Raw genomic sequence first — 25,558 nt, forward strand, 5'->3', positions numbered from 1 at the left:
GTCGCTACAAAAAGACCGTAGAGCGATCCGGTGTCGTTTGTCTAGTGCCCGCTATAAAATCCCTCGCATGGTGACCAAGGAGAGCAAGCCGCGCGGCCGACCCCGCTCCTTCGACCGTGAGACCGCCCTGGAGAAGGCGATCATGGCGTTCTGGGAGCACGGGTACGAGGCCACCTCGGTCTCCGACCTCACCCGCGTCATGGGTATCGGCGCCCCGAGCCTGTACTCGGCGTTCGGGGACAAGCAGTCCCTCTTCGCCGAGGTCGTGCGCGAGTACGGGACCCGTTACGGCTCCTTCACCGACCGCGCCCTCGCCGAGGAGCGGACCGCCCGAACCGCGGTGGAGCGGATACTGCGCGAGGCCGCGGTCGAGTACACGGACCCCGCCCACCCCTACGGCTGCCTGCTCGTCCACGCGGCGACCAACTGCACGACCCCCGAGGTGGAGGAGTCCCTCCGAACCCGCCGGAACGCGAACATCGCCGCCTTCGAGAGCCGCATAAGAGCGGACATCGCGGCCGGGGAACTCCCCGCGCACACCGACGCGGCAGCCCTGGCCAGGCATACCGGAGCGATCATCCAGGGCATGTCCCAGCAGGCCCGCGACGGGGCGAGCCGGGAGGAGCTGGAGGCGGTCGCCGCACTCGCCATGACGATCTGGCCCCGAGACTGACCTCCCGTGGCACCGCCCGTGGTGACCGCCTCGGCGCCGGCGGCCGGACGTGCCACGCCATTCCGTCCCGGCCGCGGCGCGAAGCGGGCTACTCTGCGGGGGAGTCGCCGACGGACGCGGACAAGAGAACAACAACAAACATCCGCCAACGCATGGACACAGGCAGTGGTCTAGTCAACAATGCGTGGTAGGGCATGTGATCGATCAGCGGCCCCGACCGCGGGCGATCACACCTGGACGAAGAACAAGCCTCCGCTTTCCCCGCACAGGAAAGCGGACCGAGGAACCGGCGCTCTCTGCCCTGACTGCTCCGGATCCTCATCCTTCGGCCGACTGGGACCGCACACCCCATGGCCGATGTTGCTCCGGGCTGCGGTGCCGGGAGGGTTGAGGGTCCCTCTCAGGCGCCGCGGCCCGCGGGTGTTTCCGGGCCCGGCGGCAGCGCGCGCCGGGACCCGCGTGGCAACCCGCACACGGCCCCGCGGGGCAGCCCGCGCCCGGGCGCGTACCGACCACGTCAACCGCTGTTTCCGGTCATGTCCGTACCGCCAGGTACGCTCGCACACGTGCCCTCCATGAACGAACTCGTCCGCCAGCACACCGCGCTCAGCGACTCCGACCTGGAGTGGCTGCATCTGCTGGTGTCGGAGTGGCAGCTTCTCTCCGACCTCTCCTTCGCCGACCTCGTCCTCTGGGTTCCCACACGCGACGGCACCCGCTATGTCTCCGTGGCCCAGATGCGCCCCAACACGGGCCCCACCTCGTACCAGGACGACATGGTCGGCCACTTGGTCCCGCGCGGCCGGCGCCCCCTCCTGGACGTCGCCGTCGACGAGGGCCGCATCGTCCGCGAAGGCGACCCGGAGTGGCGGGAGGAGGTGCCCGTCCGGGTCGAGTCGATCCCTGTGCGCAGGGAGGGGCGCGTGCTCGCCGTCATCGCGCGCAACACCAATCTGCTGACCGTGCGGACGCCGAGCCGACTGGAGTTGACGTACCTCCAGAGCGCGTCCGACCTGGCCCAGATGATCGCAGCCGGGGCGTTCCCGTTCCCCGACCAGCAGGTCGACATGGACGCCTCGCCGCGCGTGGGCGACGGACTGATCAGGCTCGACGCCGAGGGCATCGTCCAGTACGCCTCCCCGAACGCCCTCTCCGCGTACCACCGCCTCGGCCTCGCCGCCGACCTCGTCGGCTGTCACCTCGGTCGTACGACCGCCGAACTCGCCCCGTCCCGGGGCCCGGTGGACGAGGCGCTGGCCAAGGTGGCGAGCGGGTGGGCGCCGCGCGAGTTCGAGATCGAGTCCAGCGACGGGGTCATCCAGTTCCGCGCGATCCCCCTCAAGCCCAAGGGCCCGCGCATCGGTTCCCTGGTGCTGCTGCGGGACGTGACGGAACTGCGGCGCCGCGAGCGTGAGTTGATCACCAAGGACGCGACCATCCGGGAGATCCACCACCGGGTGAAGAACAACCTCCAGACCGTCGCCGCGCTGCTGCGCCTCCAGGCCCGCCGCATCGAGTCCGAGCGCGGTCGCGAGGCGCTGGAGGAGGCCGTACGCCGGGTCGGGTCGATCGCGATCGTGCATGAGACGCTGTCCCAGAATCTGGACGAGCGGGTGGAGTTCGACGAGATCGCCGACCGGGTGCTCGCCATGGTCGCCGAGATCTCACCGGGCAAGGTCGCCGGCCGGCGCACCGGTCGCTTCGGCATCCTGGACGCGGAGGTCGCGACGCCGCTCTCCATGGTTCTCACCGAGATTCTGCAGAACGCCCTCGAACACGGTTTCCGTGAGGGAGAAACCGGCACCGTCGAGGTCTCGGCCGTGCGTGGCGGCACCACCAAGGAGACCCGCCTGCTCGTCACCGTCCAGGACGACGGGGTGGGTCTCCCCGAGGGCTTCGACCCGCACCGCTCCGGCAATCTCGGCCTGCAGATCGTACGGACGCTGGTGGAGGGGGAGTTGGGCGGCACCTTCGACATGGTCCCGGCTCCGGAGCAGGGCACTCAGGTGATCCTGGACATCCCGGTACGCGCCCAGAAATAGCACCCAGACGTAGCAGGACTTACGGGGAACAGCACTGAGCCCCGGACCACCATGTGGTCCGGGGCTCAGGCAAGTGGCTGATTAAGCGCACCGGGGGCACTGCGCGCTGCGGCTCGGGGGCGGGAGAAGCGCACTCGCTGTGCGCGCCGCCAAGCTCAGGCTATTGCTGGGTGGGATGTCAGGCGGATGCCTGACGGGCCCGGTTGCGGGCGGCGCGGCGCTTCATGGCGCGGCGCTCGTCCTCGCTGAGACCACCCCAGACGCCGGAGTCCTGACCGGACTCAAGCGCCCACTGCAGACACTGCTCGATAACCGGGCAGCGACGGCAGACAGCCTTGGCTTCCTCGATCTGCAGCAGCGCAGGACCGGTGTTGCCGATGGGGAAGAAGAGCTCGGGGTCTTCCTCGCGGCAAACGGCGTTGTGACGCCAGTCCATGGCTGCTACCTCTCCTTGGTATTACATGCACGTTGCTTGTGAATGTGAACGCTTTCACGAATCCCTCAACAAGTGAAGGGCCGATCACCAGACGGACTGGTGTGGTCCTGTGGATTGAGGAGGGGTTCTGGCGCTTGCTTGAGCCGGTGTTGCGGGCTGTCCCGAGCGCCACGTAGAGACTCGCAAACCTCAGCGGCGGATACAACCCCTTCCGGAAAGTTTTTTTTGATTCCTCGGTGTCGACTGTGTCACAGCCGTACTTCCATGGGGTGGATCCTGGCCTAAACGTTCGAGTGGAAGGACTTTTGCCCGTTCCGCTCACACAATCACACGCAGTGCACGGCGTACGCCTGTGAACGTCACGCTCGTACGCAGTCCGAGGTGGTCGCCGTCCATCTGGAGGGGGAGGGGCGCCTTCGAATGCAAGGTGAAGTCGGTCAGGTCGTGCAGGGTGGTGGCGTGCTTGCCCTGGGGTCCGCGCTCGGGGGACGAAGTGAGCAACTGTGTGCCATATCGGGCGACGGCGGGCGTCGACATGCGGCTGAGACCGAGTACGTCGAGGCCTTTGTCGAACGAGGCCTTAGGCGAGGCGTACACCGGGCGATTACCCAGAAACGTCCACGGGGACGTGTTGCAGACTATGGACAGCACAAGATCGGAAATCGGGTCCTCGCCGGCCCGTTCCAAAGTGATCGTGCCGAGCCTGCGGTGCGGCTCCTCCAGGAACTGCCGAAATACCTGACGCAGGTAAAGAGCGTGTGTGGATTTCCGTCCGCGTTCCCGCTGTTGCTCGACCCGGCCGATCACTCCCGCGTCGAATCCGAGGCCGGCGCAGAAGGTGAACCAGCGGGACGGCACCGCCTCGTCCTGTGTGCCCGGGGTGCCCGAGGCCATGCCCAGGCCGACCGTGCGCTCCCGGCTCTCACGCAGGGCGTCGAGGAGGACGCCGGTGGCCTCCACCGGGTGGTTGGGCAGGCCCAGGGCGCGTGCGAAGACGTTGGTGGAGCCGCCGGGGACCACCGCGAGGCGGGGGAGGCGGTCGGGGTCGGGGCCGTGGTGCAGCAGACCGTTGACGACCTCGTTGACCGTGCCGTCACCGCCGAGCGCGACGACCAGCTCGACGTCTCCCTTGCCCTCGGCGGCCTGGCGGGCGAGGTCCCGGGCGTGGCCTCGGTACTCGGTGGTGACCGCCTCGAGCTTCATCTCGCTCGCCAGAGCGTGGATCAGCACATCGCGCGTACGTGCGCTTGTGGTGGTAGCCGCCGGATTGACCACGAGAAGTGCACGCATGGGTTGCAGCGTACCTACTGGGTGGTACTCGGCCCATACCGAGGTGCGGATCAAGGGCGGATCAGGTAGTGACGATGAGCACGAGGGGGCGCGTAAAAGGGCGACGGCTACCCTTCAGGGGTGAGCCCTGAGCAGACCCCCACGCCGGACAACTCCGATGCCGAGCCCCGCCCCGGGTGGCTGATCGCCGCGGCCGCGCTGGCCGCGCTGGAGGGGGTGGCCCTGCTGGTGGGCGGCGCGGCCATGTTCGTCCTCGGTTTCAACGGCGACTCCGACGACCTGAGCACTGGTGTCACCGGGGGTGTCACCCTCGTCGCGCTGGCCCTGCTGCCGCTGATCGCCGCACGCGGACTGCTGCTGCGGCGGAGCTGGAGCCGGGGCCCCGCCGTAGTCACCCAGATCATGGCGCTGCCGGTGGCCTACAACCTGCTGCGGGCCGACAGCGTGGCGATCTGGGCGGGCATCGTGCTGGCCGTGGTCGCGGTGGCCGTGCTGGTGCTGCTGATCAATCCCGCGACGACCCAGGCCCTCGGAATCCAGGGGCCGGGCCGGGCGGAGGAGACGAAGCGGTAACCGGTCGCGCGTAGCCGGCGTATCCGTCGCTCCTCCTGGCTACTCCTCCACCAGCAGCTTCTCCCGCAGCTGGGCCAAGGTCCTCGCCAGCAGGCGTGAGACGTGCATCTGGGAGATGCCGACCTCCTGGGCGATCTGCGACTGGGTCATGTTGCCGAAGAAACGCAGCAGCAGGATCCGCTTCTCGCGGGGCGGAAGGTCTTCCAGCAGCGGCTTCAGGGATTCCCGGTACTCGACGCCCTCCAGCGCCTCGTCCTCCGCGCCGAGCGTGTCCGCGACGGCCGGCGACTCGTCGTCGGTGTCGGGGACGTCCAGGGACAGCGTGGAGTAGGCGTTGGCCGACTCCAGGCCCTCCAGGACCTCCTCCTCCGAGATGGCCAGCTTCTCGGCCAGCTCGTGCACCGTCGGGGAACGGCCGTGCTGCTGGGACAGCTCCGCCGTGGCCGTGGTCAGCGCCAGGCGCAGCTCCTGCAGCCGGCGCGGCACGCGCACCGCCCAGCCCTTGTCACGGAAGTGCCGCTTGATCTCGCCGACGACCGTCGGGGTCGCGTACGTGGAGAACTCCACGCCGCGGTCCGGGTCGAAGCGGTCGACCGACTTGATCAGACCGATGGTGGCGACCTGCGTCAGGTCGTCCAACGGCTCGCCGCGGTTGCGGAACCGGCGGGCGAGGTGCTCCACGAGCGGCAGATGCATCCGGACCAGCCGGTTGCGCAGCTCCGCGTACTCGGCACTGCCCTCCGGCAGGGCACGCAGCTCTACGAACAGGGCTCGCGCCCCGCTGCGGTCCTGAGGGTCGTGCTGTGCGCTTCGCACGCTCTGCGCGCCCGCCTCGTCGTGTCGCTCGTGCTCGCTCATAGTCCCGCCCGCCGTCACCGTTCCCCCAGCTCTCGACTGTGCTCGAGCGGGGGAGGCCCCAGTCCGCCCTCGTGAGGACGTGGTGCTCCGTAGGACACCCTCCGGATCCCGTTGCCCGTCGGAAGGCGCCTCGTCATCGGCCGGCGCCGCCCATCGAGAAGCTCCGGCCGCCGCCGAGGAGTCGTCCTCCGGATGCGGCCGGGCCTGCTCGGGAATGCCGTCCACGCCGTCCGCCAGATGCGCCGGCCCACTCGGACCGCCGTCATCCTCCGCGGGAAGTTCCCGTGTGCCGCGTTCTTCGTCCCGCACCGGCCCGTCCCCCGTCCTCACGCCGGCCCGGGTCCCGCGCCGCGCTGTTTGTAGAGGCTGATCGAAACGGTTTTGTCGTCGGCCACCGCGGAGGAGACCTTGCCCGCCAGGGCCGACAGCACGGTCCAGGCGAAGGTGTCACGCGAAGGGGCGTGACCGTCCGTGGTGGGGGCCGAGACCGTGACCTCCAGCGAATCGTCGACCAGACGGAAGACACAGCTGAGCACCGAGCCGGGCACGGCCTGCTGAAGCAGGATCGCGCAGGCCTCGTCGACCGCGATGCGCAGGTCCTCGATCTCGTCGAGGGTGAAGTCCAAACGGGCCGCGAGGCCGGCCGTCGCCGTACGCAGCACCGACAGGTAGGCACCCGCGGCCGGCAGCCGGACTTCCACGAAGTCCTGGGTCCCGGGCTCGCCTGCGATCTGGGACACCCTCACCTCCAAGGTGGTACAAGCTTTTTCGGGGGCCGAGGGTCGCCCCCCGGGGTAACGCGCTACGTGGTTCAGCGGTGACGCTATCGCGCTACCGAGCGCTGTGTCCTCGGGGTCCCGAGGACCCCACCCCATGCTGTCACTCATAGTAAGCATATGAATACGCTCGGTGGCTAGGGGTCTGCGGGCCTCAAATGGGAAGAGCGCGCGCCGGATTGACGTACCCAGGCGTCCGACCGCCGAACCGTGTCACACGAGTACGTCGACGTGTCACGCGGTGGCATGGTTCCGAATGTCAGACGAGTACATGGTCCACGAAGCACCAGCGCCAGGTCTCGCCCGCTTCGAACGTACGCATGATGGGATGGCCGCTCTCCTTGTGGTGCTCGGTCGCGTGCCGCATCGGCGAGGAGTCGCAGCAGCCGACGTGCCCGCACTCCAGACACATCCGCAACTGCACCGGGTGGCTCCCGGCGGCCAGGCACTCCGGGCAGGTCTCGCTCAGGGGATCGGGCTCGGGGTGCGGCAGCGCGTCCGCGTGCGTGCACTGTTTCATGATTGCCAGGTTACGACGGGCGCGAGGAACCTCGCGCGGAATTGAAGGCGGCGGGAAGCGATGCACTTTTTGCCCTTGCTGTTGCTGGTCGCAGGGAGCGCGACGGTCGCCGGGGCAGCCCGCCGTACCCCTGTGCCCGCGCCGCTGCTGCTGGTCGCGGTGGGACTCGCGGTGTCGTACCTGCCCGGAGTGCCCCACTACGAACTCGACCCCGAGATCGTCCTGCCGCTGATCCTGCCCCCGCTGCTGTACACGGCCGCCAGTGACAGCTCGTACCTCGATCTGCGGGCCCAGCTGCGACCCGTCGCACTGCTGTCGGTCGGCTACGTGCTCTTCGCCACCCTCGCCGTCGGCTGGGCCGCGTATCTGATCGTGCCGGGACTGCCGCTGACCGCCGCACTGGTGCTCGGCGCGGTCGTGGCGCCGCCGGACGCGGTCGCGGCGACGGCGGTCGCCCGACGGGTGGGGCTGCCCTCGCGGATCACCACGATCCTGCAGGGCGAGTCCCTGGTGAACGACGCGACCGCGATCACCGCCTACCGGGTGGCCCTCGCGGCCACCGTGGGTGAGGGCGCGAGCTGGGCCGGCGGGACGGTCGACTTCCTGGTGGCCGCGGTCGGCGGCGTCGCGGTGGGCCTGCTGCTGATGGTGCCGATCCACTGGCTGCGCACGCACCTGAGGGAAGCGCTGCTCCAGAACACCCTCTCCCTGCTCATCCCGTTCGTCGCCTACGGGCTCGCCGAGTGGGTGCACGCCTCCGGAGTGCTCGCCGTGGTCGTCGTCGGCCTGTACCTCGGCCACCGCAACTGGCAGGTCGACTTCGCCACCCGCCTCCAGGAGGAGGCCGTCTGGAAGATGGTCGCCTTCCTGCTGGAATCCGCCGTGTTCGCCCTCATCGGACTCCAGCTCCCGGTCGTCCTCGAAGGGCTGGGCGAGTACGAGGGCGTGCGCGCCACCTGGTACGCCGTGGCCGTCTTCCTCGTCGTGGTCGTGTCCCGGTTCGTGTGGGTGTACCCGGCGACCTTCCTGCCGCGGATGCTGTCGCGACGGATCCGGGAACGGGAGGACCAGCCCACCTGGAAGGGGCCGTTCGTCATCGCCTGGGCCGGGATGCGCGGGGTCGTCTCGCTGGCCATCGCCTTCTCGATCCCGCTCACGGTGAACGGCGGGGACGACTTCCCCGAGCGGAACCTGATCCTCTTCCTGACCTTCACGACCGTCATCGGGACGCTCGTCATCCAGGGGCTGACCCTGCCGCCGCTGGTCCGGGTGCTGAAACTGCCGGGCCGCGACCAGCAGGCCGAGACCCTCGCCGAGGCCAACGCCCAGGCCCAGGCGTCCAGGGCCGCCGAGGCGCGCCTGGACGAACTTCTCGCCAACGAGCGCAACGAGCTGCCGCCCCCGCTCGTCGACCGCCTCCGCACGGTCCTGGAACGGCGCCGCAACGCCGTCTGGGAGCGGCTCGGCGCGGTGAACCCGGTCACCGGAGAGAGCGCCGACGACACGTACAGCCGCCTCTCCCGCGAGATGATCGGCGCCGAGCGGGCGGTCTTCGTGAAGCTGCGCGACGGGCGGTACATCGACGACGAGATGCTGCGGACGCTGCTGCGGCGGCTGGACCTGGAGGAGGCGGCGGCCTACCGCGAGGCGTCCTAGAACGGTCGCCCGGTGATGACCGCGGCGATCGTCGTCCCGCGCGGGAAGGCGCCCTCCGCCGCCAGGGAGACAAGTCCGTACAGCAACTTGGCGACATAGAGACGTTCTACTGGGAGGCCGTGGTGGGTCTCGAAATCGGTCGCGAAAGCGTCGAGGTCGGGGGTGGTGCGGGCGTAGCCGCCGAAGTGGAAGCGCTCGTCGAGCCGCCAGTCGCCGCGCGGACCGCCGAAGGCCTGGTCCTGGAGTCTTCGTATCTCCTCCCCCAGGAAGCCGCCCTTGAGGACGGGGACTCCGAGAGCGCGCTGCCCGGGGGCCAGACCGGCGGCCAGACCGGCGAGGGTGCCGCCGGTGCCGCAGGCGACGGCCACCAGGTCGGCTCTGCCGCGCAGCTCCGCGCCGAGGGCCTCGCAGCTGCGAACGGCGAGGGGGTTGCTGCCGCCCTCGGGGACGACGTACGCCTCCTCGGCGTCGGCGGCGCGGAGGACGGCGGCCAGGGTGGCCGGGTCGGCCTTGTGGCGATACGTCGACCTGTCGACGAAGTGCAGCCGCATACCGTCGGCCGTGCAACGGGCCAGGGACGGGTTGAGCGGGCGGTCGGCCAGTTCCTGGCCGCGGACCACGCCGACGGTGGGCACGTCCAGGAGGCGGCCCGCGGCGGCGGTGGCGCGCAGGTGGTTGGAGTACGCCCCGCCGAAGGTGAGCAGCGGGCGGCCGGCCGCCGCGCGCAGATTGGGGACGAGCTTGCGCCACTTGTTGCCGATGAGCTGCGGGTGGATCAGGTCGTCGCGCTTGAGGAGCAGCCGGACGCCGTGGTGGGCGAAGCGCTCGTCCGTGACCTCCTGGAGGGGGGAAGGCAGCCGGGGGTTCAGGGCGGTGGCGGGATCGGGGGTGCAGGGGTGGCCGGTCACCTGCCCATTGTCGGACACATGACCGGCCGACGCCGGGTCCGCGCGTGATCCGGTCCCTACCTCAGTCGGGCCCGGATTCGCTCTCTCATGGAGGCCATGGTGAAGCCCCGGGGGTCGACCTTGCCGGGCTGCCATTCGAGATGGCCGATGACGGACCGCTGGTTCCAGCCGTGGTGACGGCAGACGGCGGCGGAGACCCGTTCGATCGCGGCGAGTTGGGCCTCGGGCCAGGGGTCCTCGCCGTCGCCGAGGTTCTCGCACTCGAAGCCGTAGAAGTGGCGGTTGCCGTCGGTGTTGGCCTCGTTGTCCCGCGGGAGGGCCTTCTCGGCGATCACGGCCCGCAGCACGTCGTCGTCGCCGAGGCCGGCGTGATTGGCGCGGCCGTAGCCGACGAGGTGGACCCGGCCGTCCTTGGTGATGACACCGTGGCACAGCGGACCGGGCAGGCCCGAATAGCCGTCCCGGCAGATACGGACGGTGCGTGCGCTGCCCGAGGTGACGGTGTGGTGGATCATCACCCCGTGCACGGGCCCCCACGGGCCCACATGGTTACGGTTGTGATGCTCCCAGTCGCCGACCTCGACGACGCGGACGCCCTCGTTCTTGAGGACGGTGAGAAATCTGCCCGCGGACATGGGTGGGGCCATGGCCGACTCCTTCATGCGGTGCGACGGCCGCCGGTCGTGGCCGCCTCGTAGGCAGGCTTGTACTCCCGACGCCTTGCCGGGGCCAGTTGGTGGTGGGACGCGCGAGTCGATCCGGTCAGATTCGTGGCGGGCACGGACGGGGGCACGGGTGGTCGACAAAGTCGCTGGATATGCCCACTCTTCGAAGATCCATTCCCGCTCTTTCGGGTAATAGCATCGACACGTTCCGTGATGGGAGGCTAAATCGCGAGATCGGTGACCGCGATATCAGTGCACACCCGGAGGGGAATCCGTATGTCGGTAGGCGAAGAGGTCCGCTCGCAGCAGGACAGGCCGCAGCAGAGTCTCGGCACGGCCGCTGCCCGGAACCTGGCCACCACCACGAAGTCCACGCCCCAGATGCAGGAGATCAGCTCGCGCTGGCTGCTGCGCACCCTGCCGTGGGTGAACGTCCAGGGCGGCACGTACCGGGTGAACAGGCGGCTCACCTACGCGGTCGGCGACGGCCGCGTCACCTTTGTGAAGACCGGCGACCGGGTCGCCGTCATCCCCGCGGAGCTGGGCGAACTTCCGGCCCTGCGCAGTTACGAGGACATCGAGGTGCTGGGCGAGCTGGCCCAGCGCTGCGAGCAGCGGGAGTTCGCGCCCGGCGATGTGCTGGCGGAGTTCGGCAGCCAGGCCGAGGAGGTGTTCCTGCTCGCGCACGGCAAGGTCGAGAAGATCGGTACCGGACCCTACGGCGACGACGCGGTCCTCGGCGTGCTCGCCGACGGCGCCTACTTCGGCGACCAGGCGCTGCTCGACCCCGACGCGATCTGGGAGTACACGGCCCGTGCGGTCACCGCGTGCACGGTGCTCGTCCTGCCCCGCCAGGCCGTCGAGCAGCTCGCGGAGCGCGCCGAGACGCTCAGCGAACACCTTCAGGAGCAGCGCTCCATCCCGTCGCAGCGCACCAACAAGTACGGCGAGAAGGAGATCGACCTCGCCGCCGGCCACAGCGGTGAGCCGGACATCCCGCACACCTTCGTCGACTACGAGGCCGCGCCGCGCGAGTACGAACTCAGCGTCGCCCAGACCGTCCTGCGCATCCACACGCGCGTGGCCGACCTCTACAACCAGCCGATGAACCAGACCGAGCAGCAGGTCCGGCTCACCGTCGAGGCGTTGAAGGAACGCCAGGAGCACGAGCTCATCAACAACCGCGAGTTCGGCCTCCTCCACAACTGCGAGTACGAGCAGCGACTCCAGCCGCACGACGGCGTGCCCAGCCCGGACGACCTGGACGAGCTGCTGAGCCGCCGCCGGGGCACCAAGCTGCTGCTGGCCCACCCGCGGGCGATCTCCGCGTTCGGCCGCGAGCTGAACAAGCGCGGACTCGTCCCGGAGACGATCGACATGGCCGGGAACCGCATCCCCACCTGGCGTGGTGTACCGATCTACCCGTGCAACAAGATCCCGGTCACCGAGGCCAGGACCACCTCGATCATCGCCATGCGTACCGGCGAGGAGGACCAGGGCGTCATCGGACTGCGGGCCGCGAACATCCCGGACGAGATCGAGCCCAGCCTGTCCGTGCGCTTCATGGGCATCAACGAACAGGCCATCATCAAGTACCTCGTGACGGCCTACTACTCGGCCGCGGTCCTGGTCCCCGACGCGCTCGGCGTTCTGGAGAACGTCGAGATCGGTCGCTGGCGGTGACCTTGGCCGACCGCAGCCCGTGTCCCCGCCCGACAGGGCGGGTACACCCCGGGAGTACGCGCCCAGCCGCGGCGGAACCGCCACCGCCCGCGGACTCTCCGAGGCGATCCCATGGGTGAGTTCATGACGGAGACGAAGCAGAGCCCCGCCGAAACCCTCGTCGGGGGCGCTGCGAAGAGCAAGATCCCGGAAGGGCGGGGCCCCGGCTCGACTTCCCCGGACCCGCAGGGGGTTGTGGGGCAGACGGGGGCTGCGGAACCGGTGGTGTCTGTGGAGCCGACGGGGGCCTTGCAGCCGGATGGGCCCCTGGTGGGATCGACAGGAGTCGTGGATCGGGATCGGAGGAGAGCCCTGGGGCCTACGGGGGGTGGGGAGCGGGATCGGAGAGGAGTTCTGGACCCGAAGGGAGGCGGAGAGCCGGCGAGGGACATGCCTTTTGCCGGTGACCGGGTGCCGGTCGGCCGGACCGGGGCATCGGCTTCGTTCGACGGCCAGGAGGCGGCGGGAATCCTGGAGCAGGCACGGGTGTCCGTCGACCCCGAACTGCGGCGGGCCATCGAGTCGTTGCCCGGCTCCATGCGCCGGGTCGCGCGCTATCACTTCGGCTGGGAGCACGCGGACGGCACACCCGCCACCGGGAACGCGGGCAAGGCGATACGCCCCGCGCTGGTCCTCGCCGCGGTCGCCGCGCTCGGCGGGCGCGAGTCCGCCGCCGTACGGGCCGCCGCCGCGGTGGAACTGGTCCACAACTTCACCTTGCTGCACGACGACGTGATGGACCGGGACACCACCCGCAGGCACCGGGCCACCGCGTGGACCGTGTTCGGGGTGCCCGACGCGATCCTCGCCGGGGACGCGCTGCAGGCTCTGGCCCAGCAACTGCTCGCCGAGGACCCGCATCCGGCGTCGGCCGCCGCCTCGGCACGGCTCGCGTCCTGTGTCGTCGAACTGTGCGCGGGCCAGCACACGGACACCGAGATGGAAGGGCGCCGGCCCGAGGACGTCACCCTCGACGAGGTGCTCACCATGGCCGAGGCGAAGACGGGCGCGCTGCTCGGCTGCGCCTGTGCGCTGGGGGCGCTGTACGCGGGCGCCGGTGAGGAGGACGTCGAGGCCCTCGACGCGTTCGGGCGGGAGGCCGGGCTCGCCTTCCAGCTCATCGACGACGTCATCGGCATCTGGGGCGACCCGAGCCGCACCGGCAAGCCGGCCGGGGCGGACCTCATGGTCCGCAAGAAGTCCCTCCCGGTGGTCGCCGCGCTCTCCTCCGGCACCCCGGAGGCCGCCGAACTCGCCGAGCTGTACGGACTGCCGTACGAGGAGGGTGATCTGGAGCGCACGGCACTCGTGGTGGAGCGGGCCGGCGGCCGCGACTGGGCGCAGGTCCAGGCCGCCGATCGTATGGCCCGGGCCATGCACGAACTGTCCCGTGCGGTACCGGATCCGGAGTCGGCCGGCGGGCTCCTCGCGCTGGCCGAGTTCGTGACGCGCCGCAGCAGCTGAGGGAGGGCCGGCTGCGTGCCGGGTGATGCTCCGGAGGCGGGCGCCGTGTTGACCTGACCCAGCGCGGGGCTGGGCCTTCGGATCGACGGGTCCCGCACATCCCCACGGTGTGCGGGGCCCGTCGGGTTTTCGGCACCCCTGTAGAGGGTTGGCCGGTGCCGGTGCCGGTGCCGGTGCCGGTGCGGGTGCGGGTGCTGGTGCGGTGCGGGTTCGTGGGGGCTTGTCGCCCCGTTCCCCGCGCCCTGACCGGGTGTGTCTCAGTGCTCGGGGACGATCGTGTGCACGAGACGTTCCATCAGGCCCTCGGGGGCGGTGACACCGGGGAGGGCGTCGTCGAGGACGTCCGGCAGGGTGAGGTGTTCGAGGAGAAGACCCTGCATGGCCAGGTAGAGGACCATGACGGTCTCGTCGCCGCCGGGGAGGCCCGCCTCACGGTGGAAGCGCATCCCGAACTCCAGCTCGCCGCGGACCGACTCCGTGTAGGAGGCGTGCAGGGCCGGGCGGCGGGTGGCTTCGAGGCGCAGTTCGAGGTGGGCGAGGTAGCCGGTGCGGTCCCCGGTGACGCGGGCCAGCAGGTCCCGCATGAAGGCCATGACCAGGGTGCGGTCCTTCGGTGACTTGAGCAGCTCTTCGATCACGGCCGGGTCGGGGGTCAGACGCTCCTGCAGCCGGGCGTCGATCTGCTGGAGGAACGTGTCCCGGTCGGCGAAGTAGTTCGACGCGGTGCCCACGGGCACCCCGGCCTCGGCGTCCACCGCGCGGAACGTCAGCCCGCGCGCGCCCTCCCGCGCCAGCACCGTCACCGCCGCGTCCAGCAGAGCGGCCCTGCGCTCCGGGTTCCTGACCATCCGAACTCCTCCATGTCTGAAACAGCTTGCAACCACTACAGTTGAAGTACTATAACTGACGTGGTTCAGCTGCTGGGTCCAGCAGTGATTCACCTGTCGGACGAGGGAAAGAGACCGGTTTGCGCAAGCTCACGTATGTCATCGCCTGCTCCATCGACGGCTTCATCGGGGATGAGGACGGCGACGCGTCGTACATGTACCCCTTCGTGGTGGGGGAGTTCGCCGAGTACCTCAAGTCGGAGCACCCGGACATCAACCCCAGCCATGTGCGTCGGCTCATCGGCACCGACGGTGTGCCGAACAAGGAGTACGACACGGTCATCCAGGGCCGCGCCAGCTACGACGTGGCGTTGAAAGAGGGCGTCACGAGTCCGTTCTCGCATCTGCGCGAGTACGTCGCCTCGCGCACGCTCAAGGAGTCGCCCGACCCGAACGTCGAACTCATCTCGGACGACCTGGTCGGCAAGGTCCGTGAGCTCAAGGCGGAGGACGGTGAACTCGGCATCTACCTGTGCGGCGGCTCGGCCGTCGCGGGCGCGCTGATCGACGAGATCGACGAGCTGATCATCAAGACGTACCCGGTCGTGCAGGGCAGCGGCATGCCGATGTTCGGCTCCGGGTTCGCCGTCTGTGAGTTCACGCTCGACGAGGTGCGCGGCTTCGACAACGGGGTGGTGGTGCGGAGGTACAGCAGGAAGCGCTGACGGGGCGGGCGCCGAGCAGCGGGCCCTTCGGGCGTCGCCGATTGTCGGCGCACGCGGGGAGCGCCCTGGCCCCGTCGGCCATACCCTGAGGGCATGGGCATCGACGAGCATGTCTGCTCGGTCTGCGGACAGCCTGTGACCACGGTCGTACGGCGGCACAAGACGCTGGGCGCGTGGGTACCCGTGTGGGGTCCGGGTCCGTGCAGGAACCACGAGTGTGAGGCGTACGTCGACGAGGCCACCGAGGCGCAGGAGGCCGCCGGGGCGAAGCCCCGGGCAGTGGCCCGCCGGACGCACGGGAGCCACAGCACGCATGGCGGTCATGGAGCGCATGGCCCTCATGCGGGTCATGGAGCGCAGGGCGGTCATGACGTGCACGAGGCGAAGGCCGAGGGACAGACCGAGGTGGCGACTGAGACGGTCGAGGCGCGGACCGAGGAGAAGGCTTGAAGCGGTCCGGCCGGGCCAGCCGCCCTGCTGCCCCAGCAGCGGTGCCATGGGCCTGAGCGACGGGTTCGCGAAGCCCTGAGAAAGCGAGTCCGCATGCCTGTACGCAGCGGGTTCGTGGGATTCGAGGGAACTCGGGAAAAAATCGCGCGAGTGTCGCGAGTGTGTCGAGAAGCCCGAAGCGGCTCCGACGTCCCCTGTGAGAGCCGCCCACCACGGGTGGTCCGAACCGAGGAACACGAAGGAGCGGACTCATGAAGTACCTGGTGATGGTCCTGGGCACGCAGGCGGACTACGAGGGCATGCGGGGCAAGGCGTCCGAGGGCTCGCCGGCCTGGACGCAGGAGGAACTGCAGGCCATGTACGCCCACATGGGCGCGATCAACGACGACCTCGCCGAGACCGGAGAGATGATCGACGGACAGGGGCTGGCCGAGCCGGCGCGGACCAGGTTCGTCACGGCCGACGCCGACGGCAAGCCGGTGATCACGGACGGGCCGTACCCGGAGACCAAGGAACTGCTCGCCGGCTACTGGCTCCTGGACTGCGCGAGCCTGGACCGGGTCACGGAGATCGCGGCCCGGGTCGCCCGGTGCCCCGTCCCCGAGGGGTCCAAGGAGTACCCGGTGGTCATCCGGCCGGTGATGGACGGTGCGGGGGACATCTGAGCCGCTCGGAGCCGGTCGGGGCCCGTCCGACTCGGTCGGACCCGGTCGGACGAGCAGTGTGAGTGAGGTCGAGGACCTGCTGCGCCGGTGCGCGCCGCAGGTCCTCGGCGCGCTGGTTCGGCGGTACGGGCATTTCTACGCCGCTGAGGACGCCGTGCAGGAGGCGTTGCTCGCGGCGGCCGGGCAGTGGCCGTCGAACGGCGTGCCCGACAATCCGCGCGGGTGGCTGATCAAGGTGGCCTCGCGGCGGTTGACGGACGCGTTGCGCAGCGAGGAGGCGCGGCGGCTGCGGGAGGAGAGGGCGGCCGCGTTGACGCCGCGCGACGCGTTCGTGGCGCCGCCGCCGGGGGCGGACCGGGCGCCGAACGAGGACGACACGCTGACCCTGCTCTTCCTGTGCTGCCACCCCGAACTGTCGGTGCCGGCGCAGATCGCGCTGACGCTGCGGGCGGTCGGCGGGCTGACCACCGCCGAGATCGCGCGGGCGTGCCTGGTGCCCGAGGCGACGATGGCGCAGCGGATCAGCCGGGCCAAGCAGAAGGTGCGGGGGGTGCGGTTCGGGCGGCCCGACAACTGGGAGGAGCGGCTGCCCGCCGTCCTGCAGATTCTGTATCTGGTGTTCAACGAGGGGTACACGGCGACTTCCGGGGCGAGTCTGCAGCGGGCCGATCTGGCGCGGGAGGCGATGCGGCTGACTCGGACCGTGCACGCCCTGCAGCCCGAACACGGCGAGGTGACCGGGTTGCTGGCGCTGATGCTGCTCACCGACGCGCGCCGGGAGGCTCGTACGGACGCGCGGGGTGAGTTGGTGCCGCTCGACGAACAGGATCGGGAGCGGTGGGACAAGGCGGCCGTCGAGGAGGGCGTCGCGCTGGTGACCCGGGCGCTGGCGGGGTCGAGAGGGAGGGCGGGGCCCTATCAGGTGCGGGCCGCGATCGCCGCCGTCCACGATGAGGCCGCTTCGTACGAGGCCACGGACTGGCGGGAGATTCTCGGGCTCTACGACGTGCTGGTCGGGCTGGTTCCCGGGCCGGTCGAGCGGCTCAACCGGGTGGTGGCGGTGGCCATGGTGCGGGGGCCTCGGGCCGGGCTCGCCGAGCTGGATTCCCTGGGGGAGGAGGCGGCGATCGGGCATCGGGTGGCGGCGGTGCGGGGGCATCTGCTGGAGCGGGCGGGGGAGATGCGTGCCGCGCGGGCCGCGTACGAGTCGGCCGCGCGGCGGACGCTGAGTCTGCCCGAGCAGAGGTATCTGCTTGCGCGGGCGGCTCGGATGACGGGTTGACGGGCTGACCCCTTGACGGGCTGACCCCTTGACGGGCTGACGGGTTGGCGGGTTGGCGGGTGGCGGTGCAGGACGCGTGGGGCCTTCCGTGTGCGCCCCCGCCGTCCTCACCGATTCAACGGCAGCCCGCCCGTCTCCGGGTCGCGGCCCGTCAGGCAGTACGTGCCGCCCGCCGGGTCGCGCATCACCGTCCAGTGGGGGTGGCCGGCGACGAAGGTGGCGCCGAGGTGTTCGTGGTGGGCGCGGGTGGCGGAGATGTCGGCGCAGGCGAGGTCGACGTGGGCGGAGGCGTGGCGGGGGGTGTCGAGGCGTTGGAGGAGGATGCGTACGGGGAGGCCGGCCGGGGGTCGCAGGACGTGGAACTCCGGGCGTGAGCCAGGGGAGGAGTCCCAGCCCGACAGGGCCGTCCAGAACGCGACCTCCGCGTCGAACGCCGTCGGCGCCACGTCCAGGCACACCTGGTCCAGGCGGCTGTCGTCGACCACCGGTGGCCGCACGGACTCCCCGTGCCACGGCACCGCGCAGAAGAGGTGGCCGGCGGGGGAGCGCAGCACGGCCCAGCCGTCGTTGGGGGCGACCACCTCGGCGCCGAGCCGGACCGCCCGGTCGACGAGAGCGGGTACGTCCTCGACGGCGAGGTCCAGGTGAGCGCCGCCGTCACCGGACGCGACGCCCTGCGCCTTCACGCACGCGTCCCCCGCCTCGGGCAGCAGGGTCACGAACTCACCCTGGTCGCCCCGGGGTTCCGACAGCTTGGTCGCCGTGACCGCCGTCCAGAAGGCGCAAGCTCGTTCGAATTCGGCCGCCGGTCGGTCGACGAAGGCGTACGTCCACCGGATCGCGCCGCCCGCGCCACGGGCCCCATCGATCCCGCCGTCCCCGTCGGTCCCGCTCACTTCACTCACAGCGCCGCTCCCTCTCGTACGGTCCGACCCCTTCGGTCGAACGACTCGTACGCTCTCCCGCCGCCGCATCCCACGCAACGAGGTTTCCCGACCGGCCGGCGTGCCCGCCCTCCCCAGCCGGCCCGCCAGCCCGCCCGTCGGCCAGCCGTAGGCCAGCCCGCCGACCCGCCGACCCGCCAACGCGCCGCGCCCGCTCAGGCTCGGCGCTGCATGAAGCGCAGCATGTTGCCCGCCGGGTCGCGGAAGGCGCAGTCGCGGACCCCGTAGGGCTGGTCCGTCGGCTCTTGCAGGACGTCGGCGCCGGAGGCCTCGACGCGGGCGTAGAGGGCGTCGCAGTCGGTGGTGGTGAAGTTGACGCCGCGGAGGACGCCCTTGGCGAGGAGCGTGGCGATCGTCTCGCGGTCGGCCGGGGAGATGTCGGGGTCGGCGGCGGGAGGCTCCAGGACGATCTCGACGTCCGGCTGGAGGGGGGAGCCCACGGTGACCCAGCGCATGCCCTCGAAGCCCACGTCACCGCGGACCTCCATGCCCAGGACGTCGCGGTAGAAGGCGAGCGCCTTGTCGTGGTCGTCGACGGCGAGGAAGCACTGGGCGAGCTTCAGGTCGCTCGGATCGTTCGTAGCCATGAGCTCACGCTAGGACGCTTCGCCCGGTTCCGCCGTGCGTATGCGATGGCGGGCGGGACGGGTCAGACGTTTCGCCACGCATGCGGGGATCGCCGCGCTCTCCTCGTGCGAGCGGGCGCGGTACGCGCTCGGGGTCTCGCCGACCAGCTCCGTGAAACGGGAGCTGAAGGACCCCAGTGACGTACAGCCCACGGCCATGCACACCTCGGTCACCGTCAGGTCGCCTCGGCGCAGCAACGCCTTGGCGCGCTCTGTCCGGCGGGTCATGAGATAGCCGTAGGGGGTCTCGCCGAAGGCCGCGCGGAAGCTGCGCTGGAAGTGTCCGGGGGACATCAGCGCGGTGCGGGCGAGGGCGGTCACGTCCAGCGGCTCGGCGTACTCGCGGTCCATGCGGTCCCGTGCCCGCCGCAGCCGCACCAGATCCTCCCGGTTCATGCTCACAGCATCGCACCGGCCACCGACAACGGGCAGCCGATGCGGCGTTCCGCGCTCCGACAGGCTCGGCCCCCCCGGGGTGTCACCCCTTCACCGCCGAGCTGGCCACCCCCTGGACGAACCACCGCTGGAAGAAGGCGAAGACGAGCAGGACCGGCAGGACGAGAAGCACGCCGAAAGCCAGGATCTGGCCCCAGTCCGGCGGCTGCTGGCCCTGGAAGACGCTCATCTCCAGCGGCAGCGGACGCACCGACGGGTCGGACACCATCAGCACCGGCCACAGGAACGAACCCCACTGCGTGAGGAAGGTCAGGATCGCGACGGAGGCGAAGGCGGGCTTCGACATCGGGACGATGATCGCGAAGAAGGTGCGCCAGGGGCCGGCGCCGTCGATGCGGGCGGCTTCCTCGATGCTCGGCGGGATCGTGCGGAAGAACGTGTGGAACTGGTAGACGGAGAAGGCGTTCGCGATGAAGGGGAGCGCCAGGATGAAGAGCGTGTTCCGCTGGTCGTTGAACATGTAGAACAGCGGCACGGCCACCGACTCGAACGGGACCAGCATCAGCAGCAGGACCAGGGTGAAGACACCTTCCCGGCCCCGCCACCTCAGCCGCGACAGCCCGTACGCGGCCATCGAGTTGACGAAGAGGCCGCCCGTCACCACCACGAACGCCAGCAGCAGTGAGACGCCCATGAACTGCCAGAAGTAGCCCGTGCTGTCGGAGTTCAGGCTGTCCAGGACCGCCGTGTAGTTGTCGAACGACAGGTGGGTGGGCAGGAAGCCGGACAGGCCGTTCAGGACCTCGTCGGACGGCTTGAGGCTGCCGAGGAGGAGGTAGAGGACGGGCAGCGCGAAGACGAACGCCAGGACGGAGAGGACGGCGTAGTCGAGGAAGCGGCGCAGGGGCGCGCGGGAGAGACCGGTGCTCGTGCCGGTGCTCGTGCTCGTACTCATGGCTGAGTCAGTCCTCGTTGTCGGGCCGGACGAGACGGCGCTGGATCAGGGTCAGGACGACGACGATCAGGAAGAACACGACGGTGATCGCGGACGCCTGGCCGATGTTGTTCTGGTCGAACGCGGTGGTGACGGCCTCGTACATCACCGTGCGGGCGGCGTCCTCGTCCAGTCCGCCGCCCTTGACCAGGACGTACACCTGGTCGAAGACCCGGAACGACAGCACCGAGGTGAGCAGCGCGACGAAGACGAGGGTGCCCCGGATGCCGGGCAGCGTGACGTGCCGGAACTGCTGCCAGCGGGAGGCCCGGTCGAGTCGCGCGGCCTCGTAGAGCTCGCCGGGGATCTGCTGGAGTCCGGCGAGCAGGATGACCATCTGGAAGCCGACGCCCTGCCAGACGGAGAGCACGATGATCGAGGCCATCGCGGTGAGGCCGTCGCCGAGCCAGTCGAACGCGCCCCAGTTGCCGAAACTCACCGCGTCCAGCGCCGAGTTGAGCATGCCCTGGTCGCTGCGGGCGAGGATCAGCCGCCAGATCACGGCGACCAGCGCCATCGGGAAGACGACCGGCATGAAGAAGAGTGACCGGAAGAGACCGATCGCCTTCAGCTTGCGGTTCAGCAGGATCGCGAGGCCCAGCGCGAGGCCGGTCTGGAGGGGGACGACTACTACGGCGAACGTCAGGTTGTTCAGCAGCGCCCGCAGGAACGGGCCGGACAGGTCGGGGTCGGTGAACAGCCGCCGGTACTGCTCGACCCCGAAGAAGGTCGGCTCCAGCGGCGAGCCGAGGCGCACGTTGTAGAAGGAGAGCACCACGGCGTAGCAGAAGGGGATGCCGACGAAGGCGATGAGTCCGGCGACGGCGGGGGCGGACATGAGCAGTCCGTGCAGCCACTCCCGGTTCCCGCGGGAGGGGCGGGCGGGGTCTGCGGAGGTGGTCACGGGTGGCGCCTGGTCCCGGCCGGACGGCGCGGTGTGCGCGGGTTCCACGGTTTTCACGAGTGGGTCCTCTTCCCGGCGGGGCGGGCGGCCATGGTGTGCGCGCCCGCCCCGGCCGATGGGTTCGACTGGGCCCGTTGGGTCCGACAGGGCCGCGTTCCTACGGGATCTCGTAACCGGCGTTGTCCGAGAAGTCCCGGTCGATGGCACGGGCGGCCTCGGACAGGGCGTCCTTGGGGTCGGCGCCGCCGTAGATCGAGTTCACGGCCTCGCTGAACTTCGCGGTCACCACCGGGTATCCGGCGGTCACCGGACGGGTGACGGCGACACAGGACTTGGTGATGTCGTCGGCGCCGCAGGGCTTGGCGAGCTGGTCGGCGAAGAGCTGGAGCGGACCGCCCTGCTTGTACAGCTCGCTCGCCGCCAGCGCCGACTTGGTGGCGGGCGGTGCGCCGTTGGCCTTCGTCATCGCGGTGACGTTGGCGTCGCCCAGGAGGGAGTCCAGGAACGTACCCGCGGCCTTGGCGTTCTTGGAGTTCGCGCCGACGCCCCAGGCCCACGACCCCTGGCCTGTCTTCGGGCCGTCACCGAAGTCGGGCAGCGGCAGCACGACCAGATCGTCGCCGAGCGCCTCGCTGTAGGCGGGGTACATCCAGTGCCCGACCCAGCTCAGGGCGACCCGGCCCTTGGCGAAGGCGTTGCCGTCGGTGTTGGCGTCCGTGTACGTCTTCCAGGACTGGAAGGTCTTCATGGCCGACACCACGGCGGGGGTGTCGAGGGCGCCCTCCGCCTTGCCGTCCTTGAGCAGGGAGCCACCGGCCGACCAGACGATCGGGGCGAAGCCGTAGGTGCCCCACTCGTTGGCGTAGCCCGTTCCCTCCTGGAGGTCGATGACCTTGCCGTCGGAGTCCTTCGCCTTCAACGCCTTGAGCGCGGCGTCGAACTCGTCCGCCGTCCAGGCGTCGTCCAGGCCCTTCGGGTACGTCACCCCGGCCGCGTCCAGCAGCTTCTTGCTGCCGTACATGCCGAGCCCGGAGTCGAACATGCCCAGGCCGTAGTGCTTGCCGTCGATCTCGCCCTGCGCCTTGCTCGCGTCGGTGGCGTTGTCGAGGGTCTTGGCGGAGACGTAGTCGTCGATCGGGGCGAGCTTCTTGTTGTAGACGAAGTTCGCCATGGTCGGGCCGTCGAACTCCATCACGTCCGGCAGTTCGTCGGCGGCCGTGGCGGTGATCGTCTTGGTGTAGTCGGTCTCCGGTATCAGCTTCAGCTCGACCTTGACCTTGTCCTGCGAGGAGTTGAACGACTTCACCGCGTTCTGCAGCGCCTCCGCCTCGCTCTTCTGGCCCTGGTGGGCCCAGACGCTGATCGCGCCCTCACCGCTGCCGGCCTCGGCGGACGTGTCACCGCCCCCACTCCCGCCACAGGCGGCCAGCGCCGCCAGGGGGAGGACCAGGGCCAGTCCCGTACGGGCCGTGCGGCGGAACCTTCTGCTGGTCGAGCTGTTGGTCGGGCTCATGGTCTGTGCCTCCGTGCTGGACGAGGGTGCGGGGTGTTTTCCGACGTGGGGGAGTGGAGCTCAAGAGAGGTGAGAGAACAGGGAGTTACTGCGGTCCACGCGGGCGCGGCGGCGCGGTCGTCTCGCGCAGGACGAGACGGATGGGCATCTGCACATGCCCGGGCTGTTCGACGTCCGGCTGGTCGAGCTGCCGCAGCAGCAGCCGGGCGGCCTCCGCGCCCTGGCCGGCGACCGGCTGGGCGACGGTGGTCAGCCCGACCACATCGGCGAGCTCGTGGTCGTCGAAGCCCACGACGGACACGTCGTCCGGCACCCGGAGCCGATGCCGTCTGAGCGCGCGCAGCGCGCCCATCGCCATCTCGTCGGACTGGGCGAAGACGGCGGTCGGCGGCCGGGACGCGGCCAGCAGTTCGGTCATCGCCCGCTCGCCGCCGTCGACGGTGTAGTCGCCGTCCGCCACCAGCGCCGGGTCGTAATCGATCCCGGCCTCGGCGAGGACGTGCAGATAGGCGGCGCGACGGTCGACGGGCGTGGTCCAGTGCAGCGGACCGCTGGCCCCGGAGATCATGCCGATCCGGCGGTGGCCGAGGTTCACCAGATGCCGTACGGCGCTCTCCGCGCCCGCCCGGTCGTCGATGCCGACCACCGAGAACCCGGGCCGCGCGCCCCCGACCGTGGAGGCCAGTGGCAGCCCGAGCGAGCGCAGGGCGGCGGACTCGTCCTCGTCCGGGATCAGCAGCGAGAGCACCGCGTCGACCCGCTTGCGCACCGGCAGTTTGGTGAAGAAACGCTTGCGCGCCTCCGCCGAGCCCAGGTTGTAGAGCAGCACGTCGTACCCGGCGGCGCTGAACTCCTGCTCGGCGGCGTCCAGCACCGTGCCGAAGAACCAGCGGCCGATGTACGGGGCGACGACCCCGATCGTGTAGGTCCGCCCACTGGCCAGGCTGGACGCCGAGCGGGAGGCTGTGTAGCCGAGTTGTGCGGCGACGGCCGCGATCTGGGTGCGCACCTCGTCGGAGACGCCCGGCCGGCCGCGCAGCGCGCGGGACACGGTGGACGCCGAGACCCCGGCGGCGCGGGCGACATCGGTGATGCTGACCGTCAAGGCGGTTTTCTCCCGTCGGTTTCACGTCGTTGTGGTCTGTGGGGTGACGTGACCGTAAACCCGGCCTCCTTGTTGCGCAAGCGTTTGCGTTCAGTTTTACTTGCGCTGATTCTCAAGTGAGACCTTCCGGATCCATGGTCAGCGCACGCGTTTGGGCGCTACGAGCCGACAGGAACCTGCGCATGCGATACGCCCCGCCCGGCCTCTGCGTGAACGACTTCGCCCTGCTCCGCGACGACGACGGCACCTACACCGTGCTGCATCTCCAGGGCCCCTGGACCACCGAGTTCGACCATCTGCGGATGGAGACCTCCTACGGCAGGGCCACCTCGACCGACCTGGTCCACTGGCGGCCCGAGGGCACCGCCTTCGGCAACGGCCTGCCCGGCCGCTTCGACCAGCAGGCGGTCTGGACGATGCACCCCGTGCGCCACGGCACCGGAACGGCGATGTTCTACACGGGCGTGAGCGGACTGACGCCGGAGGGCTGGCCGCTGCAGTCCGTGGGCCTCGCGTACTCCGACCGCACGGACGGCACGGGTTGGCGCCGCCACGGCACGACGCCCGTCGTCGAGGCGGACCCCCGCTGGTACCGCACCGCCGACCGCATGGGCTGGCGCGACCCGTTCGTCGTGCGCGACGACGAGTCGGACGGCTGGGTGATGGTGATCTGCGCCGCCGACGCCTCGCTCCCGGTCGAGGCCGGCGGCTGCGTTGCCTGGGCCACCTCCCCGGACCTCGAACACTGGACGGTCCACCCGCCGCTGATCTCACCCGGCGACGTCGACGAACTCGAATGCCCGGTCCTGGAACGCCTCGACGACGGCACCTGGCTCCTCCTCGGCTCCATCGGCGCGACCCGGGGCTTCGAGGCGTGGACGGCCCCGCGCCTGCGCGGCCCCTGGACCCGCCGAGGCCAGTTGGGCCCCACCGGCGCCTACGCCCCCCGCGTCATCCCCGCCCCCGACGGCTCCCGGGTCGTCCTGCACACCACCCCCCGCCGGGTCGGCCTCACCGACACCGGCGACCACTGCCGCGGCATGCTCGCCCAGCCCAAGTCCCTTGTCATACCGGAGGATTCGGCCCCGCACCTGGCCTGGTGGCCGGGCCTGGACACCTGGCTGGGCGCGCCCACCGACGCCCCCCTCCTCCACGCGGTCGGCGACATCGCGATCTCCGGCCGCCCCGTCGAGATCACCCTGCGCACGGACGCCCCGGGCTCCGACCGCCCCGCTCTCGCCGTCGGCTGCGACGGCAAGAACCTCTGGACCACCGGCCCGGCCGGCACGCGCCTCGCCGAGACCGTCCTCCCCGAACCCCCCACGGCCCTGCGCGTCCTGACCGTCGGCGAGTACGTCGAGATCTACGCCGACGGAGTCTTCGCCCTGACCGCCCTCTCCTACGCGGGCCACCCCGCCCCCTGGACGGCGGTCACGGACGGCCACCCCCGCCCCGTCCCCGTCCGCCCCCTCCGCCTCCCCGACCCGACCCGCGACGACGCCTCGTCGATCTGGCCGGGCCCACAGCCGACCTGAGCCCCACGC

26 protein-coding genes are annotated in these 25,558 nt (G+C 70.4%); 11 read left to right on the top strand and 15 right to left on the bottom strand.

Annotated features, from left to right (window positions below; genetic code table 11):
* Nucleotides 1-67 precede the first annotated feature (67 nt).
* Both ACWD26_RS11945 and ACWD26_RS11950 read left to right on the top strand, forming a co-directional pair.
* Nucleotides 68-673, top strand: coding sequence for a TetR/AcrR family transcriptional regulator (locus ACWD26_RS11945; protein ID WP_451268829.1), 606 nt, complete (start codon nucleotides 68-70; stop codon nucleotides 671-673).
* A 575-nt stretch (nucleotides 674-1,248) separates the two neighbouring features.
* A complete protein-coding gene (locus ACWD26_RS11950; RefSeq protein ID WP_451269136.1) occupies nucleotides 1,249-2,715 on the top strand; it encodes a sensor histidine kinase in 1,467 nt (488 codons plus the stop codon).
* A gap of 178 nt (nucleotides 2,716-2,893) precedes the next feature.
* Here ACWD26_RS11950 and ACWD26_RS11955 read toward each other — a convergent pair whose 3' ends face one another.
* Nucleotides 2,894-3,151 carry a WhiB family transcriptional regulator gene (locus ACWD26_RS11955; protein WP_003992873.1) on the bottom strand — a complete coding sequence of 86 codons (258 nt, stop codon included), beginning with the start codon at nucleotides 3,149-3,151 and terminating at the stop codon, nucleotides 2,894-2,896.
* Nucleotides 3,152-3,469: 318 nt separating this feature from the next.
* Entirely contained in the window at nucleotides 3,470-4,441 is a 972-nt protein-coding gene (locus tag ACWD26_RS11960; protein ID WP_451268831.1) for a diacylglycerol/lipid kinase family protein, read from the bottom strand.
* Nucleotides 4,442-4,561: 120 nt separating this feature from the next.
* Here ACWD26_RS11960 and ACWD26_RS11965 point away from each other — a divergent pair, with 120 nt between their 5' ends.
* Entirely contained in the window at nucleotides 4,562-5,014 is a 453-nt protein-coding gene (locus ACWD26_RS11965; RefSeq protein ID WP_451268833.1) for a hypothetical protein, read from the top strand.
* Between the two features lie 39 nt (nucleotides 5,015-5,053).
* On the opposite strand, the gene ACWD26_RS11970 is transcribed toward ACWD26_RS11965, so the two are convergent.
* The 3 genes from ACWD26_RS11970 to ACWD26_RS11980 form a co-directional block, all read right to left on the bottom strand.
* Nucleotides 5,054-6,202 carry a SigB/SigF/SigG family RNA polymerase sigma factor gene (locus ACWD26_RS11970; protein WP_451268835.1) on the bottom strand — a complete coding sequence of 383 codons (1,149 nt, stop codon included), beginning with the start codon at nucleotides 6,200-6,202 and terminating at the stop codon, nucleotides 5,054-5,056.
* Nucleotides 6,199-6,612, bottom strand: a complete 414-nt coding sequence (locus ACWD26_RS11975) for an ATP-binding protein (RefSeq protein WP_033525425.1) — start codon at nucleotides 6,610-6,612, stop codon at nucleotides 6,199-6,201. The genes ACWD26_RS11970 and ACWD26_RS11975 overlap by 4 nt, the downstream gene beginning before the upstream one ends.
* Nucleotides 6,613-6,907: 295 nt before the next feature.
* Nucleotides 6,908-7,168, bottom strand: coding sequence for a UBP-type zinc finger domain-containing protein (locus ACWD26_RS11980; protein WP_451268838.1), 261 nt, complete (start codon nucleotides 7,166-7,168; stop codon nucleotides 6,908-6,910).
* A gap of 60 nt (nucleotides 7,169-7,228) precedes the next feature.
* On the opposite strand from ACWD26_RS11980, the gene ACWD26_RS11985 reads away from it, so the two are divergent.
* Nucleotides 7,229-8,824, top strand: a complete 1,596-nt coding sequence (locus ACWD26_RS11985; protein ID WP_451268840.1) for a Na+/H+ antiporter — start codon at nucleotides 7,229-7,231, stop codon at nucleotides 8,822-8,824.
* Here ACWD26_RS11985 and ACWD26_RS11990 read toward each other — a convergent pair.
* The gene (locus ACWD26_RS11990) at nucleotides 8,821-9,732 is read right to left on the bottom strand and encodes a 1-aminocyclopropane-1-carboxylate deaminase/D-cysteine desulfhydrase (RefSeq protein WP_451268842.1); all 912 of its coding nucleotides are present in this window, start codon (nucleotides 9,730-9,732) and stop codon (nucleotides 8,821-8,823) included. The two genes, ACWD26_RS11985 and ACWD26_RS11990, sit on opposite strands and share 4 nt — an antisense overlap.
* Before the next feature lie 56 nt (nucleotides 9,733-9,788).
* A complete protein-coding gene (locus ACWD26_RS11995; RefSeq protein WP_451268844.1) occupies nucleotides 9,789-10,379 on the bottom strand; it encodes an N-acetylmuramoyl-L-alanine amidase in 591 nt (196 codons plus the stop codon).
* A 294-nt stretch (nucleotides 10,380-10,673) separates the two neighbouring features.
* Here ACWD26_RS11995 and ACWD26_RS12000 point away from each other — a divergent pair, with 294 nt between their 5' ends.
* On the top strand, nucleotides 10,674-12,080 hold the full coding sequence (locus ACWD26_RS12000) for a family 2B encapsulin nanocompartment shell protein (RefSeq protein ID WP_451268846.1): 1,407 nt from the start codon (nucleotides 10,674-10,676) through the stop codon (nucleotides 12,078-12,080).
* Nucleotides 12,081-12,191: 111 nt separating this feature from the next.
* Nucleotides 12,192-13,583: a family 2 encapsulin nanocompartment cargo protein polyprenyl transferase gene (locus tag ACWD26_RS12005; RefSeq protein ID WP_451268848.1), complete on the top strand. Its 1,392-nt coding sequence runs from the start codon at nucleotides 12,192-12,194 to the stop codon at nucleotides 13,581-13,583.
* Nucleotides 13,584-13,840: 257 nt separating this feature from the next.
* Here the strand turns inward: ACWD26_RS12005 and ACWD26_RS12010 are convergent, their stop codons facing one another.
* Nucleotides 13,841-14,431, bottom strand: a complete 591-nt coding sequence (locus ACWD26_RS12010; RefSeq protein WP_451268850.1) for a TetR/AcrR family transcriptional regulator — start codon at nucleotides 14,429-14,431, stop codon at nucleotides 13,841-13,843.
* A 119-nt stretch (nucleotides 14,432-14,550) separates the two neighbouring features.
* On the opposite strand from ACWD26_RS12010, the gene ACWD26_RS12015 reads away from it, so the two are divergent.
* The 4 genes from ACWD26_RS12015 to ACWD26_RS12030 all read left to right on the top strand — a co-directional run bounded on the left by ACWD26_RS12015 (nucleotide 14,551) and on the right by ACWD26_RS12030 (nucleotide 17,532).
* The gene (locus ACWD26_RS12015) at nucleotides 14,551-15,135 is read left to right on the top strand and encodes a dihydrofolate reductase family protein (protein ID WP_451268852.1); all 585 of its coding nucleotides are present in this window, start codon (nucleotides 14,551-14,553) and stop codon (nucleotides 15,133-15,135) included.
* A gap of 93 nt (nucleotides 15,136-15,228) precedes the next feature.
* Nucleotides 15,229-15,585 carry a hypothetical protein gene (locus tag ACWD26_RS12020; RefSeq protein ID WP_451268854.1) on the top strand — a complete coding sequence of 119 codons (357 nt, stop codon included), beginning with the start codon at nucleotides 15,229-15,231 and terminating at the stop codon, nucleotides 15,583-15,585.
* A gap of 251 nt (nucleotides 15,586-15,836) precedes the next feature.
* The gene (locus ACWD26_RS12025) at nucleotides 15,837-16,250 is read left to right on the top strand and encodes a YciI family protein (protein ID WP_451268856.1); all 414 of its coding nucleotides are present in this window, start codon (nucleotides 15,837-15,839) and stop codon (nucleotides 16,248-16,250) included.
* 58 nt (nucleotides 16,251-16,308) lie between these two features.
* On the top strand, nucleotides 16,309-17,532 hold the full coding sequence (locus ACWD26_RS12030; RefSeq protein ID WP_451268858.1) for an RNA polymerase sigma factor: 1,224 nt from the start codon (nucleotides 16,309-16,311) through the stop codon (nucleotides 17,530-17,532).
* A 107-nt stretch (nucleotides 17,533-17,639) separates the two neighbouring features.
* Here ACWD26_RS12030 and ACWD26_RS12035 read toward each other — a convergent pair whose 3' ends face one another.
* The 7 genes from ACWD26_RS12035 to ACWD26_RS12065 all read right to left on the bottom strand — a co-directional run bounded on the left by ACWD26_RS12035 (nucleotide 17,640) and on the right by ACWD26_RS12065 (nucleotide 24,014).
* Nucleotides 17,640-18,437 (bottom strand): VOC family protein, encoded by a 798-nt coding sequence (locus ACWD26_RS12035; RefSeq protein WP_451268860.1) that lies wholly within the window; start codon nucleotides 18,435-18,437, stop codon nucleotides 17,640-17,642.
* A 194-nt stretch (nucleotides 18,438-18,631) separates the two neighbouring features.
* The gene (locus ACWD26_RS12040) at nucleotides 18,632-19,063 is read right to left on the bottom strand and encodes a VOC family protein (RefSeq protein WP_451268862.1); all 432 of its coding nucleotides are present in this window, start codon (nucleotides 19,061-19,063) and stop codon (nucleotides 18,632-18,634) included.
* Between the two features lie 9 nt (nucleotides 19,064-19,072).
* Complete coding sequence (locus ACWD26_RS12045; RefSeq protein WP_451268864.1) at nucleotides 19,073-19,498, bottom strand: helix-turn-helix transcriptional regulator; 426 nt, start codon at nucleotides 19,496-19,498, stop codon at nucleotides 19,073-19,075.
* 82 nt (nucleotides 19,499-19,580) lie between these two features.
* The gene (locus ACWD26_RS12050; protein ID WP_451268866.1) at nucleotides 19,581-20,453 is read right to left on the bottom strand and encodes a carbohydrate ABC transporter permease; all 873 of its coding nucleotides are present in this window, start codon (nucleotides 20,451-20,453) and stop codon (nucleotides 19,581-19,583) included.
* Between the two features lie 7 nt (nucleotides 20,454-20,460).
* The gene (locus ACWD26_RS12055) at nucleotides 20,461-21,396 is read right to left on the bottom strand and encodes a carbohydrate ABC transporter permease (RefSeq protein WP_451268868.1); all 936 of its coding nucleotides are present in this window, start codon (nucleotides 21,394-21,396) and stop codon (nucleotides 20,461-20,463) included.
* A gap of 157 nt (nucleotides 21,397-21,553) precedes the next feature.
* Nucleotides 21,554-22,909 carry an ABC transporter substrate-binding protein gene (locus ACWD26_RS12060; RefSeq protein WP_451268870.1) on the bottom strand — a complete coding sequence of 452 codons (1,356 nt, stop codon included), beginning with the start codon at nucleotides 22,907-22,909 and terminating at the stop codon, nucleotides 21,554-21,556.
* Between the two features lie 85 nt (nucleotides 22,910-22,994).
* A complete protein-coding gene (locus ACWD26_RS12065; RefSeq protein WP_451268872.1) occupies nucleotides 22,995-24,014 on the bottom strand; it encodes a LacI family DNA-binding transcriptional regulator in 1,020 nt (339 codons plus the stop codon).
* Nucleotides 24,015-24,196: 182 nt separating this feature from the next.
* Here ACWD26_RS12065 and ACWD26_RS12070 point away from each other — a divergent pair, with 182 nt between their 5' ends.
* On the top strand, nucleotides 24,197-25,549 hold the full coding sequence (locus tag ACWD26_RS12070; protein WP_451268874.1) for a mucin-1: 1,353 nt from the start codon (nucleotides 24,197-24,199) through the stop codon (nucleotides 25,547-25,549).
* Nucleotides 25,550-25,558 lie beyond the last annotated feature (9 nt).

This window comes from Streptomyces sp. NPDC002787 (assembly GCF_053592095.1).

What these genes read in the sequence shown, in the direction of transcription:
- ACWD26_RS11955 (WP_003992873.1), bottom strand. Translation starts at nt 3,151, where the DNA reads ATGGACTGGCGTCACAACGCCGTTTGCCGCGAGGAAGACCCCGAGCTC.
- ACWD26_RS12045 (WP_451268864.1), bottom strand. Translation starts at nt 19,498, where the DNA reads ATGAACCGGGAGGATCTGGTGCGGCTGCGGCGGGCACGGGACCGCATG.
- ACWD26_RS12005 (WP_451268848.1), top strand. Translation starts at nt 12,192, where the DNA reads ATGGGTGAGTTCATGACGGAGACGAAGCAGAGCCCCGCCGAAACCCTC.
- ACWD26_RS11950 (WP_451269136.1), top strand. Translation starts at nt 1,249, where the DNA reads ATGAACGAACTCGTCCGCCAGCACACCGCGCTCAGCGACTCCGACCTG.
- ACWD26_RS12050 (WP_451268866.1), bottom strand. Translation starts at nt 20,453, where the DNA reads ATGAGTACGAGCACGAGCACCGGCACGAGCACCGGTCTCTCCCGCGCG.
- ACWD26_RS12010 (WP_451268850.1), bottom strand. Translation starts at nt 14,431, where the DNA reads ATGGTCAGGAACCCGGAGCGCAGGGCCGCTCTGCTGGACGCGGCGGTG.
- ACWD26_RS11980 (WP_451268838.1), bottom strand. Translation starts at nt 7,168, where the DNA reads ATGAAACAGTGCACGCACGCGGACGCGCTGCCGCACCCCGAGCCCGAT.
- ACWD26_RS12000 (WP_451268846.1), top strand. Translation starts at nt 10,674, where the DNA reads ATGTCGGTAGGCGAAGAGGTCCGCTCGCAGCAGGACAGGCCGCAGCAG.
- ACWD26_RS12040 (WP_451268862.1), bottom strand. Translation starts at nt 19,063, where the DNA reads ATGGCTACGAACGATCCGAGCGACCTGAAGCTCGCCCAGTGCTTCCTC.
- ACWD26_RS11960 (WP_451268831.1), bottom strand. Translation starts at nt 4,441, where the DNA reads ATGCGTGCACTTCTCGTGGTCAATCCGGCGGCTACCACCACAAGCGCA.
- ACWD26_RS12060 (WP_451268870.1), bottom strand. Translation starts at nt 22,909, where the DNA reads ATGAGCCCGACCAACAGCTCGACCAGCAGAAGGTTCCGCCGCACGGCC.
- ACWD26_RS12025 (WP_451268856.1), top strand. Translation starts at nt 15,837, where the DNA reads ATGAAGTACCTGGTGATGGTCCTGGGCACGCAGGCGGACTACGAGGGC.
- ACWD26_RS12070 (WP_451268874.1), top strand. Translation starts at nt 24,197, where the DNA reads ATGCGATACGCCCCGCCCGGCCTCTGCGTGAACGACTTCGCCCTGCTC.
- ACWD26_RS11995 (WP_451268844.1), bottom strand. Translation starts at nt 10,379, where the DNA reads ATGGCCCCACCCATGTCCGCGGGCAGATTTCTCACCGTCCTCAAGAAC.
- ACWD26_RS12020 (WP_451268854.1), top strand. Translation starts at nt 15,229, where the DNA reads ATGGGCATCGACGAGCATGTCTGCTCGGTCTGCGGACAGCCTGTGACC.
- ACWD26_RS11985 (WP_451268840.1), top strand. Translation starts at nt 7,229, where the DNA reads ATGCACTTTTTGCCCTTGCTGTTGCTGGTCGCAGGGAGCGCGACGGTC.
- ACWD26_RS11945 (WP_451268829.1), top strand. Translation starts at nt 68, where the DNA reads ATGGTGACCAAGGAGAGCAAGCCGCGCGGCCGACCCCGCTCCTTCGAC.